This is a genomic window from Rhodococcus sp. Q1, from assembly GCF_004153645.1.
Taxonomy (GTDB): Bacteria; Actinomycetota; Actinomycetes; order Mycobacteriales; family Mycobacteriaceae; genus Rhodococcus; species Rhodococcus gordoniae.
This window is the reverse complement of sequence record NZ_SDMJ01000009.1, coordinates 30,801-47,470: the sequence shown is the minus strand read 5'-3', so window position 1 is coordinate 47,470 and position 16,670 is coordinate 30,801. Positions and strand designations below refer to the sequence as shown.

Annotated in this window: 9 protein-coding genes; 3 read left to right on the top strand and 6 right to left on the bottom strand. The window is 65.9% G+C overall.

Annotation, left to right across the window (positions count from 1 at the left end; all coding sequences use genetic code 11):
- Positions 1 to 51 precede the first annotated feature (51 nt).
- The 3 genes from EQ874_RS20275 to EQ874_RS20265 form a co-directional block, all read right to left on the bottom strand.
- The gene (locus tag EQ874_RS20275; protein WP_242496835.1) at positions 52 to 1,536 is read right to left on the bottom strand and encodes an amino acid permease; all 1,485 of its coding nucleotides are present in this window, start codon (positions 1,534 to 1,536) and stop codon (positions 52 to 54) included.
- A gap of 339 nt (positions 1,537 to 1,875) precedes the next feature.
- Positions 1,876 to 3,837: a hydantoinase B/oxoprolinase family protein gene (locus EQ874_RS20270; protein ID WP_064063682.1), complete on the bottom strand. Its 1,962-nt coding sequence runs from the start codon at positions 3,835 to 3,837 to the stop codon at positions 1,876 to 1,878.
- The gene (locus tag EQ874_RS20265) at positions 3,837 to 5,897 is read right to left on the bottom strand and encodes a hydantoinase/oxoprolinase family protein (protein WP_129977937.1); all 2,061 of its coding nucleotides are present in this window, start codon (positions 5,895 to 5,897) and stop codon (positions 3,837 to 3,839) included. Before EQ874_RS20265 ends, EQ874_RS20270 begins: the two co-directional genes overlap by 1 nt.
- A gap of 118 nt (positions 5,898 to 6,015) precedes the next feature.
- Between EQ874_RS20265 and EQ874_RS20260 the strand changes: the two genes are divergently transcribed.
- Both EQ874_RS20260 and EQ874_RS20255 read left to right on the top strand, forming a co-directional pair.
- Positions 6,016 to 7,566 (top strand): PucR family transcriptional regulator, encoded by a 1,551-nt coding sequence (locus EQ874_RS20260; RefSeq protein ID WP_165369290.1) that lies wholly within the window; start codon positions 6,016 to 6,018, stop codon positions 7,564 to 7,566.
- Positions 7,567 to 7,593: 27 nt separating this feature from the next.
- Positions 7,594 to 9,144, top strand: a complete 1,551-nt coding sequence (locus EQ874_RS20255) for a PucR family transcriptional regulator (RefSeq protein WP_129977936.1) — start codon at positions 7,594 to 7,596, stop codon at positions 9,142 to 9,144.
- Positions 9,145 to 9,247: 103 nt separating this feature from the next.
- On the opposite strand, the gene EQ874_RS20250 is transcribed toward EQ874_RS20255, so the two are convergent.
- From EQ874_RS20250 to gabT, 3 genes are all read right to left on the bottom strand, one after another.
- A complete protein-coding gene (locus tag EQ874_RS20250; RefSeq protein WP_129977935.1) occupies positions 9,248 to 10,363 on the bottom strand; it encodes a CoA transferase in 1,116 nt (371 codons plus the stop codon).
- Positions 10,360 to 11,826, bottom strand: a complete 1,467-nt coding sequence (locus EQ874_RS20245) for an aldehyde dehydrogenase family protein (protein ID WP_129977934.1) — start codon at positions 11,824 to 11,826, stop codon at positions 10,360 to 10,362. Before EQ874_RS20245 ends, EQ874_RS20250 begins: the two co-directional genes overlap by 4 nt.
- Before the next feature lie 112 nt (positions 11,827 to 11,938).
- The gene (gene gabT / locus EQ874_RS20240) at positions 11,939 to 13,297 is read right to left on the bottom strand and encodes a 4-aminobutyrate--2-oxoglutarate transaminase (protein WP_129977933.1); all 1,359 of its coding nucleotides are present in this window, start codon (positions 13,295 to 13,297) and stop codon (positions 11,939 to 11,941) included.
- 176 nt (positions 13,298 to 13,473) lie between these two features.
- Between gabT and EQ874_RS20235 the strand changes: the two genes are divergently transcribed.
- Positions 13,474 to 16,611, top strand: a complete 3,138-nt coding sequence (locus EQ874_RS20235) for an NAD-glutamate dehydrogenase domain-containing protein (RefSeq protein ID WP_129977932.1) — start codon at positions 13,474 to 13,476, stop codon at positions 16,609 to 16,611.
- Positions 16,612 to 16,670 lie beyond the last annotated feature (59 nt).

The window sequence follows — 16,670 nt, the reverse complement described above, 5'->3', positions numbered from 1 at the left end:
ATGTGTCTGTGCGGGATGACCGATCTGTTTCGGAAATGGGTTGCCGGCGAGTCACTTCACGATGTTGTTCGGTGGCATGTCGAGCTCGTACTCCGAGGATTCACGATCAGGGCCGGAGGATTCTTCTCCGGAATCGGCTTCGAATCGGGCCCTGATGGGGTGTGTTCGCGGGTCTCGGAGCGTCGGGGCGACATGCATCGCGCGGGCCCAGGAGGCTTCCCCGGGTGAGGGATCTCGTGCAGAATCCCGTCGACGCCGGTACCTGGTCTTGAGATGATATGCAGCGATGATCACGGCGAACGCGATCAGCGACTGCACCAGTTCCGGACGGGCACCGGTAAACCACATTCCCACGAGGATCGCAGCGATGGCGACGGTGACCACGATGGGCAGGACGGGGTAGAGCCACACCCGGAACTGCAGGATCTCCGGAGATGTGCGTTCCCATCGGCGGCGTAATACCAGCTCGGACAGGCAGATCAGGATGTAGACGAACAGGCAGATCGCGCCCGACGAGGTGACCAGATACAGGAAGATCGTCTCGGGCCAGAGGTAGGCGGCAGCGATACATATATAGCCGATGAAGGTGCACGACAGCACCCCCTTCAGTGGCACGCCGCGGGAATTGACGGATGTCATCCAGGCAGGAGCGTCACCGTGGGCGCCGAGTACGAACAACATTCGCGAGGCCGTGTAGAGCCCGGAGTTCAAGCAGGAGAGCACGGCGACGAGAACGACGAAGTTGAGGATTTCGGCTGCGCCGGGGACACCCAGTACATCGAGGGCGGAGACGAACGGGGATTCTCCGACGACGTAGCTGTCCCACGGCAGCATGGTGACGAGCAAGAATGTGGCGCCGACGAAGAACGCCAGGATCCGGAACACCACCGTGCTGGTAGCGCGGCGGATCGCCGCGGCAGGTTCCTTCGATTCGGCTGCGGCGATCGTCACCAGCTCTGCTCCCGTCATCGAGAAGATGACGGCGACGACACCGACGAGGACAGGAGTGAAACCGTTCGGCAGGAAACCGCCGTGGGCAGTCAGATTCTCGAAGGACAGATCGGCTCCCGGCCAGATACCCGACACGTAGAGGCCGGCCAGGACGAGGAAGGCGATGATGACCGCGACCTTGATCCCGGCGAACCAGTACTCCGCCTCACCGAAGTTGCCGACCGACAACAGGTTCACCACGGTCATCAGCAACAGTAGGCCGGCCGCCATCAGCCACAACGGAACGCCGGGGAACCAGCGACCGAGCAAGGTGGCTCCGACCACCGCCTCGATTCCGACAACGACCACCCAGAAGTACCAGAACAGCCAGCCCGTTGCGAAGCCCGCCCAATTGCCCATGGCGTCGCGGGCGTATTCGGTGAACGACCCGGTGCACGGCTTGGCGACGGCCATCTCACCGAGCATCCGCATGACCAGGAAGACGATGAGTCCACAGATCAGGCAGGTGAGGATGGCCCCGGGGCCCGCTTGGCCGATGATGGCGCTGATGCCGACGAAGAATCCCGCCCCGATCACCCCGCCCATCGACAACATGGTGAGATGACGTCTCTTCAAAGCGTGACCGAGGGTATCGGACCTATCGGCCGATGAATCGGTGTGCACGGCACTCCCTTCGAAACCTGGTGTACGGCGCAATCGGGTTACCGGTTCCGGTGTGCCGGCAGCGCTCACGTTCGATTGGGAGAACACTACGAACACGATGTGATCTGCGACATGTCCATGCTGTACAACCGATCGATGTCGCCTGGCCGCAGGGGCGATTGCTCGCCCGATGCGCCACGCCTCGTCCGGAGACATCGCCGGATCTGCGCCTGTCCGGACTCGGGACGGGGCGGGCCGGACCACCGGTCCGCCCCGTCCTCGTCAGGACCAGTGCGCGACAGAACGAGTTCGGAGCAGGTCGCGGAACTGTGTGGTGGTGGTGGGCAGCAGCTCACCGGTTCCCCAGTCGACGATCACGCCGTAACGCCGTACGAGGTCGAGCATGGACAACTCACCGCTGCGGTAGCGTGCGGCGACGGACTCGGGTTCTTCGTCCAGCCAACCCTCGCGCGACCGGCGGATCGCCGTGCGGGTTCGTTCGGTGGCGTCCCGGTCGAGTTCGTAACGGTCGATCTCGGGGTCCACCGGCACGACGACGACGCCGTAGTCGAGGGCGGCGCGCTCGAGGGAGACGTATCCGTCGATCACGTCTTCGAGCACGGACTCCGGATCCCGTCGCAGGGGATCCCCGTATCCGCCTCCGCCGGCCGACGGCCTGTCGAACGAATCACCGGACTGCACAGGAACGTTCGAGAACACGGATCCGAGGAAGCGTTCCTCGGGTGTGCCCCGGTTGAGCCAGACCCCATGGGGAATGGACGGTAGGCCCCCTTCGATTCCCCAGGTGACCGAGCGGGAGCGGTCGCAGCAGTAGGACATCACGCTGTTGTCGCTGTCGGTGAGGACACCGCCCTTGGACAGGCCGCATCCGCCGCGGTACTCGCCCGGTCCGCCGGAGTCGGTGATGATGGCGTGCTCGGTGGTGAGCACGGGGGTGAGGCGTTCTTGTCCTTCGCAAGGCTGGACGGCAAGACCGATGCCGAACACCGGTGCGGTGGCGCTCGATCCGTCCTTCGAGTTTCGGCCACCCCAGCCGCCGGCCATCCAGTCGTACCACATGAAGAAGGGGCGCTCCTCGGTTCGGGCGTCGCGCCCACCGACGAGGAGGTACTCGAGGTTGAACGAACAGGCGATGCCCCGGGAGGGCACGACTTTCGACCACAGTTCGAAGATCGCGTTCATGATCTTCTCGTAGGGGCCGGAACAGAACCCGGTCACCGCATGCGGCCAGCCTGCGTTGACGACGGTGCCCTCGGGCCCGAGTTCGGTGTGAATCGCGTTGTACAGTCCCGAATTCAACGGGACATCGGGGAAGAACGACTTGGTGCCCGCCATGATTCCGGAGAATGCGGTGCCGTAACCGCTGTTGAGGAAGCTCGCGACGGCAGGTGCGCTACCCGTCAGGTCGTAGCTGAGTTGATCTCCCTCGATGGTCATGGTGACCCGGATCGGGACGAGGCCCTCGGGACGCGCGGGATCGGAGTCGAGGTAGTCCTCGGTGGTCCAGGTGCCGTCGGGGAGATCGGCGACCCGGCTGCGGACGATGCGTTCGACGTAGTTCTGGACCTCATGCATGGCCTCGGTGACGGTGCCGCGACCGTATTTGTCCACAAGGCGAAGGATCTCGCGTTCGCATATCCCCGTCGCCTCGGCCTGGGCGTGCAGATCGCCCATGCTGATCTCCGGCGACCGCGTGTTCGCGACGAGGAGCTTCGCGACGTCGGCGAGGAACCGGCCCTCGTGCCACACCCGCACCGGGGTGATCCGCAGACCTTCACCGAAGTGTTCGGTGGCAGTGACGTCGAAGGATCCCGGCACACTGCCGCCGATATCGGCCCAGTGCCCTTTGTTCTGAGCGAAGGCGATGAGGACATCGTCCGCGAAGATGGGCCGGATGAAGCTGACGTCGTTGAGGTGGGTGCCGCCGCGATAGGGGTCGTTGACCATGAAGATGTCGCCGGGGTTGATGTCGGAGCCGAATTCGTCCAGTACGGCCTTGCACTGGAAGTGGAGCGTGCCGACGTGAACGGCGATGTCCTGGCTGCCCTGCATGACGGTGTTGCCCTCGGCGTCGCAGAGCGCGGAGGAGAAGTCCCGCGAGTAGATGACGAACGAGTAGCAGGTGCGCAGGATCTGCTCGGACATCAGATCGACCGAGGTGGCGAACGCGTTCTTGAGGACCTCGAAGGTGACCGGATCGAGGGTGGTGGACGGGGTGGTCATCAGGACTCCTGGATGTCGATGCGGATGTTCGCCCACTCGTCGATGGTGGCGGTGGTCCCGGGTGGGACAACGGTGGTGGAGTCGAGCTGGGTGATCACGGCGGGGCCCGGAATGCGCGTACCGAACCCGAGCGTGTCACGGTCGAAGACGGGCGTGTCGAGCCGGCGCTGTGCTTCGTCGAAATAGACGCTGCGCCGTTCCACCGCTACCGGTTCGGCCGTGGTGGGCTCGCCGGCATGCGGGAACTTCGGCTTCGGTGTGGTGCCCACTGCGCGCAGGCCGATCTGGTAGATCTCCACCGGGGTGTCGTCGCGCCGGAACGAGTAGTCCCGTTCGTGTTCCTCGTGGAATCGTTCGACGGCCTCGTCGAGGAAGCCGGGACCGCTGCCGGCGGCGACGGTCAGCGATCGCCACTGACCGGCGTAGCGCATGCTGATGTGACGGTCGAGAACCATGCGTTCGGGTGCGACGCCCTCGTGGCGCAGTCGTTGCGTGCCTTCCTGTTCGAGGCGCAGGAACTCGCGTTCGAGCGCTGTCGTGTCGATGTCGTCCACGCGGCCCTGGAACATCGCCGACAGATCGTGCCGGATGTCGACGAGCAGGCACCCTTGCGCCGAGGTGATGCCCGGGTGCGGCGGCACCACGACGGTCGGAATCGACAGTTCCTTCGCGAGGGCCGCGCCGTGCAGGGCGCCTGCGCCGCCGCAGACGACGAGAACGAAGTCGCGGGGATCGTATCCTCGACGAATCGACAACAGCCGCACGGCATCTGCCATGTTCGCATTGGCGACCTGGATGATGTTGCTCGCCGCGGTGTCCGCGTCGAGACCGAGCGGTCCTGCCACGGTCTGTTTGATCGCGTTCTCCGCTGCCGCCACGTCGAGGCTGAGTCCACCGCCGATGAGGGCGGTGCCCAGTCGGCCGAGCAGCACGTTGGCGTCGGTGTTGGTCGGTTCGGTGCCGCCGCGCAGATAGCAGGCCGGGCCGGGGGAGGCGCCGGCGGACTGCGGGCCGTTGCGCAACGAACCCGCTTCGTCGAGCCAGGCCAACGATCCACCACCGGCACCGATCGTGAGCACCTCGATGCTGGGGAATGAGATGGGGAAGCCGTACTCGACCTGCCACTGCTTGGTGGTGCGGACCTCGCCGTCGTAGACGAGGGAGATGTCGGTACTGGTGCCACCCATGTCCAGGCCGATCGCGTTGGGGTACCCGCAGCGCGTCGCGATGTCGGCCACGGCGATCGCGCCGGCGGCGATGCCCGAGGCTGCGAGCCGAACCGGATACTTCTCCACCATCGCAGGGGTCATGGAACCGCCGCCCGAGTGGAGCAGCAGTAGATCACCCTCGTATCCGTCGGTGCGCAGTTGCGCTTCCAAGCGGTTGACGTATCCGCTGACCAGCGGGGCGAGCACGGCGTTGGCGACGGTGGTCGAGGCGCGGTCGTATTCGAAGATCTCGGGGAGGATCTCGCTGGAGGTCGAGACGGTGACGTCGGGCAGTTCGGCTTCGAGCAGGGCTCGTACGCGCTGTTCGTGATCACTGTTGACGTAGCTGTTGATCAGGCACACCGCCACGGTCTTGATGTCCTTGCGGCGCAGGATGCGGGCGATCTCGCGGACTTCTGCTTCGTCGAGTGGGGTGACGACCTCGCCGGCGTAGTCGATGCGTTCGGTGACTTCGTAACGGTCACGGCGGCGTATGTAAGGGGGGCCGACATCGACGTACGTGTCCCACAGCTCGTCCTTGGTGCCGTCGCGGATTTCGAGTACGTCGCGGAATCCGCGGGTGGTGACGAGGGCGGCCGGCGGGAAGTTGCGGGTGATGAGCGCGTTGGTGGCAACGGTGGTGCCGTGCGAGAACAGGGTCACCTCGCTCAGGTCGACGCCCGCGGCACGCACACCGTCGACGACGGCACGCATGGGATCGTCCGGGGTGGAAGGGACCTTCGCGATCCGTGTGGTCGATGCTTTCTCGTCGAAGATGCACACGTCCGTGAAAGTGCCGCCGACGTCCACGGCGACGCGCAGGTAAGGATTGCGAGATGTGATCATCGTCATACTCCTGGTTGGGGTGGACCCAGTATTCGACCTGGTCGACAACCCATCAATTGGAAGAAGTGAATCGAGCTCCACGATTCATTGGAGATTTTCACAGTACGGGGAGAAGATCACGGACATGCTTCCCGACCGTTTCCGGCTCGTCGACCTCCTGCTCGAACCCGATCTCGGGCTCCGGCTGGTCACCGATGCCGACCCGAATGTCGGAATCACCGGGGCACACCCGATCGAGATCGAGAACCCGACCCGATGGTTGCAACCGGGTTCGATGATGCTCACCACCGGTTCACGCTTTCCGGCCCTCGAGCACCCACAGCCGGCCTACCGCGAACTGATCCGCGAACTCGTCGGGGCGGGCATCACCGCACTGGGGTACGGCGTAGGAGTGATCACCGAGGACATTCCACGGTCCCTGCTCGACGAGGCCGAGCGCCATCGATTCGCCGTCGTGGCGATTCCGTCGGAACTGCCGTTCATGGAGGTGGTCGGGCGCGTCGGAGCGGCGGTGCAAGCGCAGGACTCGATGCTGCTACGACGCACGCTGCAGATGCAGAACCACCTGCTCGAGGCGATGACCGCCGAGGCTCCCGAGGCCGACCTCGTCGCCCGACTCGCCGGCCTGCTCCGCAGCAGCGTGATCCTCTACAACGAGGTCGGGGATGTCGTCGCCTCGGCCGGCGGCGCGCCGGTGCACCTGATCCGCAATCAACTTCGCGGCCGGGAGGGGCGGTTGCTGTTCAGGGTGGGTCGATGGGCGGTGAGTGCTCACTCCATCTCACCCGGCGACCAGTACTACTGGTTGGCTCTCGCCTCCAAGACGAACGAACTCAGCGACCCCCTCACCGACCCTGCCGTCGAAGTGTCGCTGAGGCTGCTCAACACCATCGAGCGCACCCGTCAGCGAGCTACCGTGGAGAACCGCGCGCGCCACACCGCACTGGTGCGTGCGCTCGTCTCGGGCGACCCGGCCCACGCCGATACCGTCCTGGAACAGTTGGAGATGCTGCGGTTCGGCCCGGATCCCGACGTGCGCCTACTGGTTCTGTCCGCTGCTCCGGAGTACGACAACCGTCGATGGGTGTTCCGGGCGAACTCCCTGCTCGAGGCCGTCGAGGCGGACGTGTCCGGTCTGGCTCGCGATCTGGGGCTCACGCTGCTGCTCGCCCGGAGCGAGGGGGGTCTCGTCGGTGTGGTCCCTGCTGGAGCGGAGGCCTTCGAATCGTGGTCCGCCAACCTTCCACAGGGATTGAGGTGTGGAGCGAGCGAACCGTTCACCGACCCCACGCGTGGTCCCGAGAAGTTGCGTGAGGCACGCTGGGCGTGGCGGGCCGCCGAGCGCCGCGGACGTGCCGCCCAACGCTTCGAGGACGTCGGTCTCGCCGACTGGCTGCTGGCGGCTCGCGATCCGGAAGCGGCGCTCACACGAGCTACCGCCGTTCTGGCACCGTTGCTCGACGGACACGAGGACCTGATGGACTTTCTCGTGCTTCACCTGGCACGCGAACTGGACGTGGGGCGCACTGCGCGGGAGCTGAATCTGCACCCGAACACCGTGCGGCACCGCGTGAAACGAGTCGAAGAGCTGTTGGGTTGTTCGTTGCGTTCCCCCCGGGACGTCGCCGACGTGCATCTGGCTCTCGAGGTTCTCGCCGAGCGTCGCACCGCATAGCGGTCCGCTCTGAGGAAGGATTGGGTTATGGCCATCACCGTGCGTCGGCTTGCGACAGTGCCGGAACTCGGGCTCACTCTCGTGGCAGGTCGCGAGGGAGCCGATCGCATCATCGAATGGGCGCATCCGATCGAACTTCCGGACCCCACTCCGTGGCTTTCGGGAGGCGAGCTCGTGATGACCACGGGACTGGAGATCGGCGCCGGCGCCGACGAACAGTTCGCGTACCTCCAGGGCCTGGCAGGGGCCGGTTGCGTGGCCTTGGCGTTCGACACGGGCACCCGGTTCGACCGCGTGCCCGACAGTCTGCGTGCCGCAGGTGATGCACTCGGGTTCCCGGTCCTGGCCGTGCCCGCATCGACGCCGTTCATTGCCATCACCCGAGCGGTCATCGACGAGTTGACTGCCGATCAGGTCCGGGCGGTGCAGCGGGTCGTCGATCAACAGGAGCGGTTGGTCCGGGCCACACTGCGCGGCGGGGTCCCGGCGGTCGTGACCGCGCTAGGTCAGGCTCTCGCGGGAGCGGCTGCCGTCGTCGACGTCGACGATCGCGTGCTCGCCGAGTACGGGTCCGACACGACCCGGGTGGTCCGGCAAGCCCGCGGAGTGTCGGAGTCGGCGACGCGATCGCCACGGCGCCGGCAGATGAGCAAGGTGTCGGCCGATGCAGACGGGCACTACACCGTCCAGAGCATCGCGACCGCCCAGGATCTCCACGGATACCTGGCAGTCGGCACCGCGGAACCGCTCCGTCCGGCCGACCGATTGCTCCTCGCCCACGCGGTGTCCCTGATCTCCATCGAGCTCGGTAAGCCCGCGAAGGTGCAGAGCGCAGAACAGCGGCTACGTGCGGTGGTCACCCGGACGCTCGTCGACGCCCCCGACCGCATGGACGCCGGGTTGCTCCGGTACTTCGGATTCGAACCGACCGATACCGTCGCGGTCGCCGTGTTCACCGACATCGGGCCACTGTTGGCCGCGGAACGGCAGATCGGTGCTGCCCTGGCGGCCGAGGGGATTCCCTATCTGTCTGCCCCTGCCGATGCGGATGTGATGGTCGTTCTCCCGGCAGATCGGGCACGTGAGATCGCCACTCGGGTGCAGGAGCGGGTGTGCGCGCAGCTCGGCCGGCCGGTCCGGTGTGGGTTGGGCGGGGCATGTGATGTCGCGGATGTGAGCAGTAGTGTTCAGCAGTCTTTTTCGGCTGTTCGGGCAGTCCGGGGCGACAGCGGGGGTCCGGTGGTATTCGCCGAACTGGGTACGTTCTCGGTGTTGCTCGGCATGCAGGATCCGGATGCATTGCGCGCCATCGCCTATACCGGCCTGGAGGCGCTCGATGCCTACGACGCCGAGCACGGATCGGGTGGGCGCCTGATCGAGACCCTCGCCGTGTACCTCGAGCACAACGGCCAGGCCGAGAGCGCCGCAGCGGCACTCGGCATCCACCGGCACACGCTGCGCAACCGCCTTACGCGCATCACCGAACTCACCCGTCGTGACCTCGACTCCGTTCACACCCGCACGGAGTGGTGGCTGGCCGTCAAAGCCAGAGAGATGCTGGATGGCGCGTCGAGCTGAGCGAACCCCGGCCACCTTGCGCACTGTCGTGCTGCAGGATCGTTCGACGGGGACCGCCCCGCTGCCGGACGGCAGCGGGGCGGCGATCTCCAGTCCTTCGCGGTCAGTCCGCGACTCCGCCCAGGGGTGGCGGAGCCGAGCGGTACCGGACCGGGGTCCTGGAGAAACTCAACGGGTTTGCGATCTGAGGAGTGGCGCTACCCGGCACCGCTACCACAGCCCCGAGACCGAGTCGCCGGGCGAACTCGAAAGCTTCGGCGACATCGTTGATGGGTCCGGCCGGAACACCCACGCGGGACAGTTCGTCGTACCAGTAATCTGCTCCGGCCGTGGTGAGGACCGAGGTGATCTCCACGCACAACTCCTCACGGTGCGCCACGCGTTGCGGGTTGCTGTGAAAACGCGGATCGGTGGCGAGTTCCGGCACACCGAGGGTCTCGGAAAGTCGCACGAACTGCTTGTCGTTGCCCACCGCCAGCGCCAGCGGACGGTCCTTCGTCGCGAACACCTCGTAAGGGGCGATGCTCGGGTGCCGATTGCCGAGAATTCCCGGCACCACTCCGGCTCCCAGATACGCGGAACCCTGGTTGACGAGCGACGAGAGCAGTGCAGAAAGAAGATTGGTGTCGACGCGCTGCCCCTCGCCGGTGCGCTCGCGGTGATGCAGTGCAGCCAGAATCCCGGCGAGGGCGTGCAGGCCCGTGAGCACGTCGACGACCGCGACTCCCACCCTCGTCGGCGTGCCGGCCTCGGGTCCGGTGATGCTCATGAGCCCACCGACGGCCTGCACGAGCAGGTCGTAACCCGGCAGGGCTGCTCCGTCTCCACTTCCGAACCCGGTCACGGAGCAATAGATCAATTGCGGATTGACGGTGAGCAGGTCGTCGTAGCCGAGACCGAGCCGCTCCATGGTGCCTGCGCGGAAATTCTCGACCACGATGTCTGCACGCGCCACGAGGCGGAGAGCCTCGGCTCGGCCTTGCTCCGAGGCGAGGTCGAGGACCACGGAGGTCTTGTTGCGGTTCACCGAATTGAAGTACGTGGTCGAGCCGGCATCGTCGTAAGGGGGTCCCCAAGACCGGGTATCGTCACCGGTCCCGGGACGCTCGATCTTGACGACTTCGGCGCCCATGTCCGCGAGCATCATGGTGGCGTAGGGACCGGCGAGGACCCGGGTGAAATCGGCGACGACGATACCGTCGAGTGCGCCCCCGCTCATGTGATCGACCTTCCACCGCGCAGGTAGACGGTCGTGGTGTGGGTGAAGAACTCCCTGGCGGCGCGGCCCTGTTCCTTCGGGCCGTAGCCACTTTTCTTGGCTCCACCGAACGGAACGTGCGGGTCGGCGCCCGCGGATTCCGAGTTGATGTGCAGGATGCCCACGTCCAGATCCTCGAGCGCCCCGAGCGCGCGTGTGAGGTCTTGGGTGAACACCGCCGCCGACAAGCCGTAGTCGCTGTCGTCGGCGAGTGCGAATGCTGCCTCGGCGTCCGCTGCGCGGCACACGGCGAGGACGGGCCCGAACAACTCTTCCCGCCACACGTCGAGTCCGGTATCGGGCAGTTCGAGCACAGTGGGCGGTACGTAGAACCCGGTCGCGAGTTCACCGTCCTCGTACGATCGCTGCCCGCACAACGCCCGCGCACCCTGCCGGATCGCCTCGTCGACCCCTGCCCGGATCGACGTCCGCGCTGCGGCATCGATCACCGGACCCATGTCGACCTGTTCGTCCAAGGGATTGCCTACGGTCCACTTCCCGATCCGCGCAACAAGTTCACGGACGAACTCGTCGGCAACATCCTCGGTGACGATCAGCCGGGAGGTCGCCGTGCATTTCTGCCCCGATGAGCGGAACGCTCCGGCCAAGACCTGCTCGGCGGCGAGATCGAGGTCCGCATCGCCGAGCACGACAGCCGCGTTCTTGCCCCCCATCTCCGCCTGCACCGGCACGCCCCGCGCGGCTCCTGCCGCCGCGAGGCTGCGGCCCACCGCCGTCGAACCGGTGAACGTCAGGGCGTCGATCCCCGGATGGTCGGCGATACCGGCGCCGATGGCTCGTCCGCCCATGACGAGGTTGAGCACCCCCGGCGGCAGCCCGGCGTCGTGGAGGGCTTGCGCAAGTCGCATCGCCAGCAGTGGCACGGTGCCTGCCGGCTTCCACACCACGGTGTTGCCGTAGGTCAGGGCCGGGGCGATCTTCCAGGCGGGTATGGCAATGGGGAAATTGAAGGGCGTGATGACACCTACCACGCCGATCGGCTTGCGCGCGACCATGATGCGTTCCCCGCGTCGCGGGGAAGCGAACATCTCGCCGGCTTCCCGGTCGCCCTCACCACCGTAGAAACGCATGATCTGCGCGGCGCGGAGCACCTCGGCGACGCCCTCGCTGCGCGTCTTGCCCTCTTCGCGGGCAAGCTCCGCACCCCATCGAGGGGCAGACGATTCGATGATGGCGGCGGCCCGTACCAGGACGGTGCCGCGCTCGTGCGCCGGGGTTTTCGCCCACTGTCGGGCTGCCGCACGCGCGGCAGCGACAGCCCGGTCGACGGCGTCGACGGTGGCCGCGCGGCCGTGCGCGACGGTGACGTCCGGTTCTGCGGGACTGATGCTCACCAGGGCATCGGCGTCACCGTCGAACCATTCACCGTCGATGTAGTGCTGCAGCAGAACGGGTGTCGTCATCGTATGTTCCTTCGACGCGTGGGGTGCGGATCAACGGAATGCGGGGTGACCGGTCGATGCGCGGCCGGTCGAGAGCAGGCGCACCTCGCTGACGGTGGTGGCGGTGTCGTGCTCAGAGGGTGGCGAATGCGTCGCGGAGTACCGAAAACGCCTCGGCGAGCAGCTCATCCGAGATCGACAGCGGAGGCAGGAAGCGCAGTACGTTCCCGAAGGTGCCGGCTGTGAGGGTGAGGACTCCGTGGTTCTGGCAATACCGGGCGATCTTCGCGACGGCCTCCCGGTTGGGGGTGGTCGTGCCGGGTTCGACGAGTTCGACGGCGATCATGGCTCCGCGGCCACGGACGTCACCCACGACGGGGTTGCGGGTGCCGATCTCGCGCAACTCCCGCAGCATCAGCGTGCCGATCTCCTGGGCGCGTTCGAGCAGGTGTTCGGCTTCGATCGTCTCGAGGACGCCGAGCGCTGCGGCACATGCGGCGGGGTTACCGCTGTAGGTCCCGCCGATGCCGCCCGGATGGGCGCGGTCCATGATCTCTGCTCGGCCGGTGACGGCCGCCAACGGGAATCCGCCGGCGAGTCCCTTTGCCGTGACGATCAGATCCGGGACAAGGCCCTCGTGCTCACACGCGAACCATGCTCCGGTACGGCCGATTCCGGTCTGTACTTCGTCGGCGACGACGAGGATGCCTCTGTCCCGGCAGAAGTCGGCGATGCGTCGCAGGAAGCCGTCGGCCGGGACGATGAATCCGCCTTCGCCCTGGATGGGTTCGACGACGACACAGGCCACCTGGTCCGCGCCGACCTGGGCATCGATGAGCAGACGGAACTGTTCGAATGCCTCGTCCGCGGCGCGGTCGGCTCCGCTCGGCCATCGATAGGGATACGCCATCGGGGCGCGGTAGACCTCGGGGGCGAACGGACCGAAAGAGTGCTTGTAGGGCTGGTTCTTCGCGGTCATGGTCATCGTCATGAGCGTCCGGCCGTGGAAGGCATGATCGAAGGTGACCACTGCCGACCGGCCGGTCGCTGCACGGGCGTACTTCACGGCGTTCTCGACGGCTTCGCTGCCGGTGTTGAACAGGGCCGTGCGCTTCGCGTGCGTGCCCGGGGTCAATCGATTCAGAGCCTCGGCGACTTCGATGTACGGCTCATAGGGGGTGGCGAGAAAACAAGTATGGGTGAAGTGCTGCAGTTGTGCGGTGGCGCGTTCGACGACCCGGGGCGCGGAGTTGCCGACGGTGGTGACGGCGATTCCGGAACCGAGGTCGATGAAGGAGTTTCCGTCCACGTCCACGAGCACCCCTCCGCCCCCTGCCGCTGCGTAGATCTCGGCGCCACTGGTCAGACCTGCGGGTAGCGCATCGGTGCGACGGCGCGCCAGCTCGCGGGATCGAGGGCCCGGAATTTCGGTCACGACGCGACGGACTTGCTCCAGCGCGGGTCCGCCGAGCGTGAGTTCAGCTGCAGTCATGGTCTTCTCCCTTCAGCGGTTTCCTCGAACCTTAGGAGTGAGAACGCCGGAACGACATGGACATCAAGTCGAAAATCAGGACTGTGGATGGACGCTGCGTACATATGCGTGCCGGGCCGCCGACCGCAGACTGACGGCACATCCCGGCCCTATGGGGTGAGCGAAAGGACACGGAGATGACCAGCTCTCTCACGCACTCGTACGAACCGACAACCGCGAACGTCGCGGCGGTTGCTCGACAGCTCGTGCAGTCTCCGGCCGACGGGCCGGCCCTGCTGTTCGTAGAGGACTCGTTACCCGCCGGCACCGCGTGCGCCGTCGTGCGATGGCCCGATCGGGAACTGTTGCTCGCCGACGCCGTGCACACGTTCGAACACTTCGGCCTGCGTATCGGCGATCACTGCGCTCTGACCACGGAGGAGACGAACCAGCAGGCACATCGATTCGTGTTCGTCACACCACAGGAGTGGACCGCGGACTCACCGCGCCGGGTCGAAGCCGTCTTCGATGCATACGTACAGAACCGCACTGTCGTCGACGGATACTCCCGCCTTGCGGTGGTCGCCGAGGTGACCGTACGAGATATCGCCCTCGTCCGGGCCGCTGCGCGTTTCGCTCGCCAGGCAGGCCTGGCGATGTCGGAACGGTACGTCGTCGACACACTCTGCCGGCATGCGGAATTCGTCGAAGCTCTCGTCACCTGCTTCGATACACGTTTCCGGCCGGACACGACCGACCGTGACGTCGCCGCCGAACAACTACTCGCCGAACGACGCAGTGCAGCGGACAACCTCGACGACGACCGCATCCTGCGCAGCCTGGAATCGTTCGTCACCGCGACCCTGCGTACCAATTGGTACCAGCGTGACGCCGACGGTGAACCGAAACCGTACGGCGCGTTCATGCTCGACTCTGCTCGCTTCGCCGCCCCAGGACCGGTCGTTCCGTACCGCGAGATCTTCGTTCATTCGGACGAGATGGAAGGCATCCATGTAAGGAGCGACGGTGTCGCCCGCGGCGGAATCCGCTTCTCGGACCGTCCGGAGGACTATCGCACCGAGGTACTCGGTCTGATGAAGACACAGGTGGTCAAGAATGCACTTGTCGTCCCGGGTGGAGCCAAGGGCGCATTCGTACGGAAAACGTCGAACATCTCTCCCGGTCGAGCGTATTCCACCTTTGTCCGGGGAATGCTCGACCTCGTCGACAACATCGTCGACGGCCGAGTCGTGCACCCCGAAAGCACCGCCGTCCACGGCGGGGACGACACCTACCTCGTGGTGGCCGCAGACAAGGGCACCGCCCGGTTCTCGGACCTGGCCAACTCCATCGCTGCCGAGTACGACTACTGGCTCGGTGACGCCTTCGCATCCGGGGGTTCGAGCGGATACGACCACAAGGAGATGGGGATAACCGCCCGCGGTGCGTGGGTTGCCGTTCGTGAGCATTTCGTCGATCTCGGCACCGACGTGGACACCACGGAAGTGACCGCGGTCGGGATCGGGGACATGTCGGGTGACGTCTTCGGCAACGGCATGTTGCTTTCCCCCCATCTGCGACTCGTCGGCGCCTTCGATCACCGGCACATCTTCCTCGACCCCGAACCGGACGTGGTCCGCGCTTATGCGGAGCGGCGTCGGTTGTTCGAGCTTCCGGGCTCGAGTTGGGACGATTTCGACCGCAAGGTGCTTTCTTCCGGAGGGGGAGTGTGGTCGCGTTCCGCGAAATCCATCACCGTTCCGGAAGCAGCCCGACGCCTGCTCGGATTGTCCGATGCGACGATCACCCCGAACGAGTTGATCAAGGCGCTTCTGACGGCGCCGGTGGATCTGCTCTGGAACGGAGGAGTAGGCACCTATGTCAAGGCATCCTCCGAAAGCCACACCGATGCAGCAGATCCGGCCAATGACGACGTACGGGTCGATGCCTCGCGACTACGGTGCCGAGTCGTCGGCGAGGGAGGCAATCTCGGTTTCACGCAGCGGGCACGCATAGAGTTCGCCGCAGCAGGCGGGCGTATCAACGCGGACTTCATCGACAATGCCGCGGGCGTGACGACCTCCGACGCCGAGGTGAATCTGAAGATCGCGCTCGAATGTGCCAGGCGTGCCGGAACCCTGACGACGAACGACCGAGATCGACTGCTCGACGACGCCCGCCACGAGGTGGCGCGAACGGTGCTGCGGATGAGCAGGGACCAATCGGTGGCACTCGGTCTCGCAGTTTCCCGCGCAACCCGGCTGCTCGGTAGGCACGAGCGCCTCATCGATCACCTCGAGAGCGGGGGTGGGTTCCGGCGCAGCACCGAGGTGTTGCCGAGTGTGCAAGAACTGGCTGCGCGAGCCGACTCCGGTCGCGGGTTGACCAGACCGGAGATCGCGGTACTGCTTGCACGATCGAAGAACATCGTGTGCCGGGATCTCCTCGACTCGGACGTACCGGATGATCCCTTCTTCGCCGACGTCGCCGTGGCGTACTTCCCCGAGTCCATGCGTCACGCGGTGCAGGACGAAATCCGACATCACCCCCTGCGCCGTGAGATCATCGCGACCCGTATCGCCTCCGAACTGGTGGACCGCATCGGTCCCGGAACGATCTACCAGTTCGAGGAGCGCCTCGGTGTGCGCACACCGGAGGTTGCCCGGGCATACGCTGTGGTTCGGGCAGTGTTCGATACCGACCGATTGTGGGCCGACGCGCAAGAACAGGTGGCCCCGAGCGGCGACCGTTGGGAACGTCTCGGAGCCGTGCAGAATTTCATCGAGCACACGGCCTCGTGGCTCCTGCGGATGCGGTCGCTGTCCGAGGTGACCTCCGAAATCGTGCGGCTGCGTGCCGGAGTCGAGGAGCTGCTCGTCGGCGCCGAACTGGGTGAGGCACCGGATTTCCGGCTTCTGGGAGAGTGTCTGGCCCTGGCGGATACCGCGTCCACGCTGGGCTGCCGGACCCGAACGGTCGCCGGTATGTATGCCGCGACGGGAACCCTTCTCGGACTGGACGGTATTTCTTTCGATCCGGACGCTGGGTCGGCGACCCGTACGTGGTGGGACAGTATGGCGGCGGCCTCGGTGCGTGATGACCTCGCCGGGCTTCGGCACGAACTCGTCACCGCGATCCTGCGCGGTGACCGCGATCCGGAGAACTCCGACGTCGTCGACGAAACCATGGGTCGGTGGCAGCGTCGAGTTCCGGATTCGATTGCTCGGGTGAAACGAGTGACGGGGGAACTGTGCGGGAGCGGGTCGATCGATCTGCCGCGGGCGTGCACACTCGGCGCGGAACTGCGCTTGCTCGTACGCGCTACGGAGCGATGACGAGCGATGAACCGGGCCCGCTCCGATGCCCCGCGTCGGGGCGGGCCTTCGACGGTGAC

What these genes read in the sequence shown, in the direction of transcription:
- EQ874_RS20250 (WP_129977935.1), bottom strand. Translation starts at nt 10,363, where the DNA reads ATGAGCGGGGGCGCACTCGACGGTATCGTCGTCGCCGATTTCACCCGG.
- EQ874_RS20245 (WP_129977934.1), bottom strand. Translation starts at nt 11,826, where the DNA reads ATGACGACACCCGTTCTGCTGCAGCACTACATCGACGGTGAATGGTTC.
- EQ874_RS20275 (WP_242496835.1), bottom strand. Translation starts at nt 1,536, where the DNA reads ATGGGCGGGGTGATCGGGGCGGGATTCTTCGTCGGCATCAGCGCCATC.
- EQ874_RS20270 (WP_064063682.1), bottom strand. Translation starts at nt 3,837, where the DNA reads ATGACCACCCCGTCCACCACCCTCGATCCGGTCACCTTCGAGGTCCTC.
- EQ874_RS20255 (WP_129977936.1), top strand. Translation starts at nt 7,594, where the DNA reads ATGGCCATCACCGTGCGTCGGCTTGCGACAGTGCCGGAACTCGGGCTC.
- EQ874_RS20235 (WP_129977932.1), top strand. Translation starts at nt 13,474, where the DNA reads ATGACCAGCTCTCTCACGCACTCGTACGAACCGACAACCGCGAACGTC.
- EQ874_RS20265 (WP_129977937.1), bottom strand. Translation starts at nt 5,897, where the DNA reads ATGACGATGATCACATCTCGCAATCCTTACCTGCGCGTCGCCGTGGAC.
- EQ874_RS20260 (WP_165369290.1), top strand. Translation starts at nt 6,016, where the DNA reads ATGCTTCCCGACCGTTTCCGGCTCGTCGACCTCCTGCTCGAACCCGAT.
- gabT (WP_129977933.1), bottom strand. Translation starts at nt 13,297, where the DNA reads ATGACTGCAGCTGAACTCACGCTCGGCGGACCCGCGCTGGAGCAAGTC.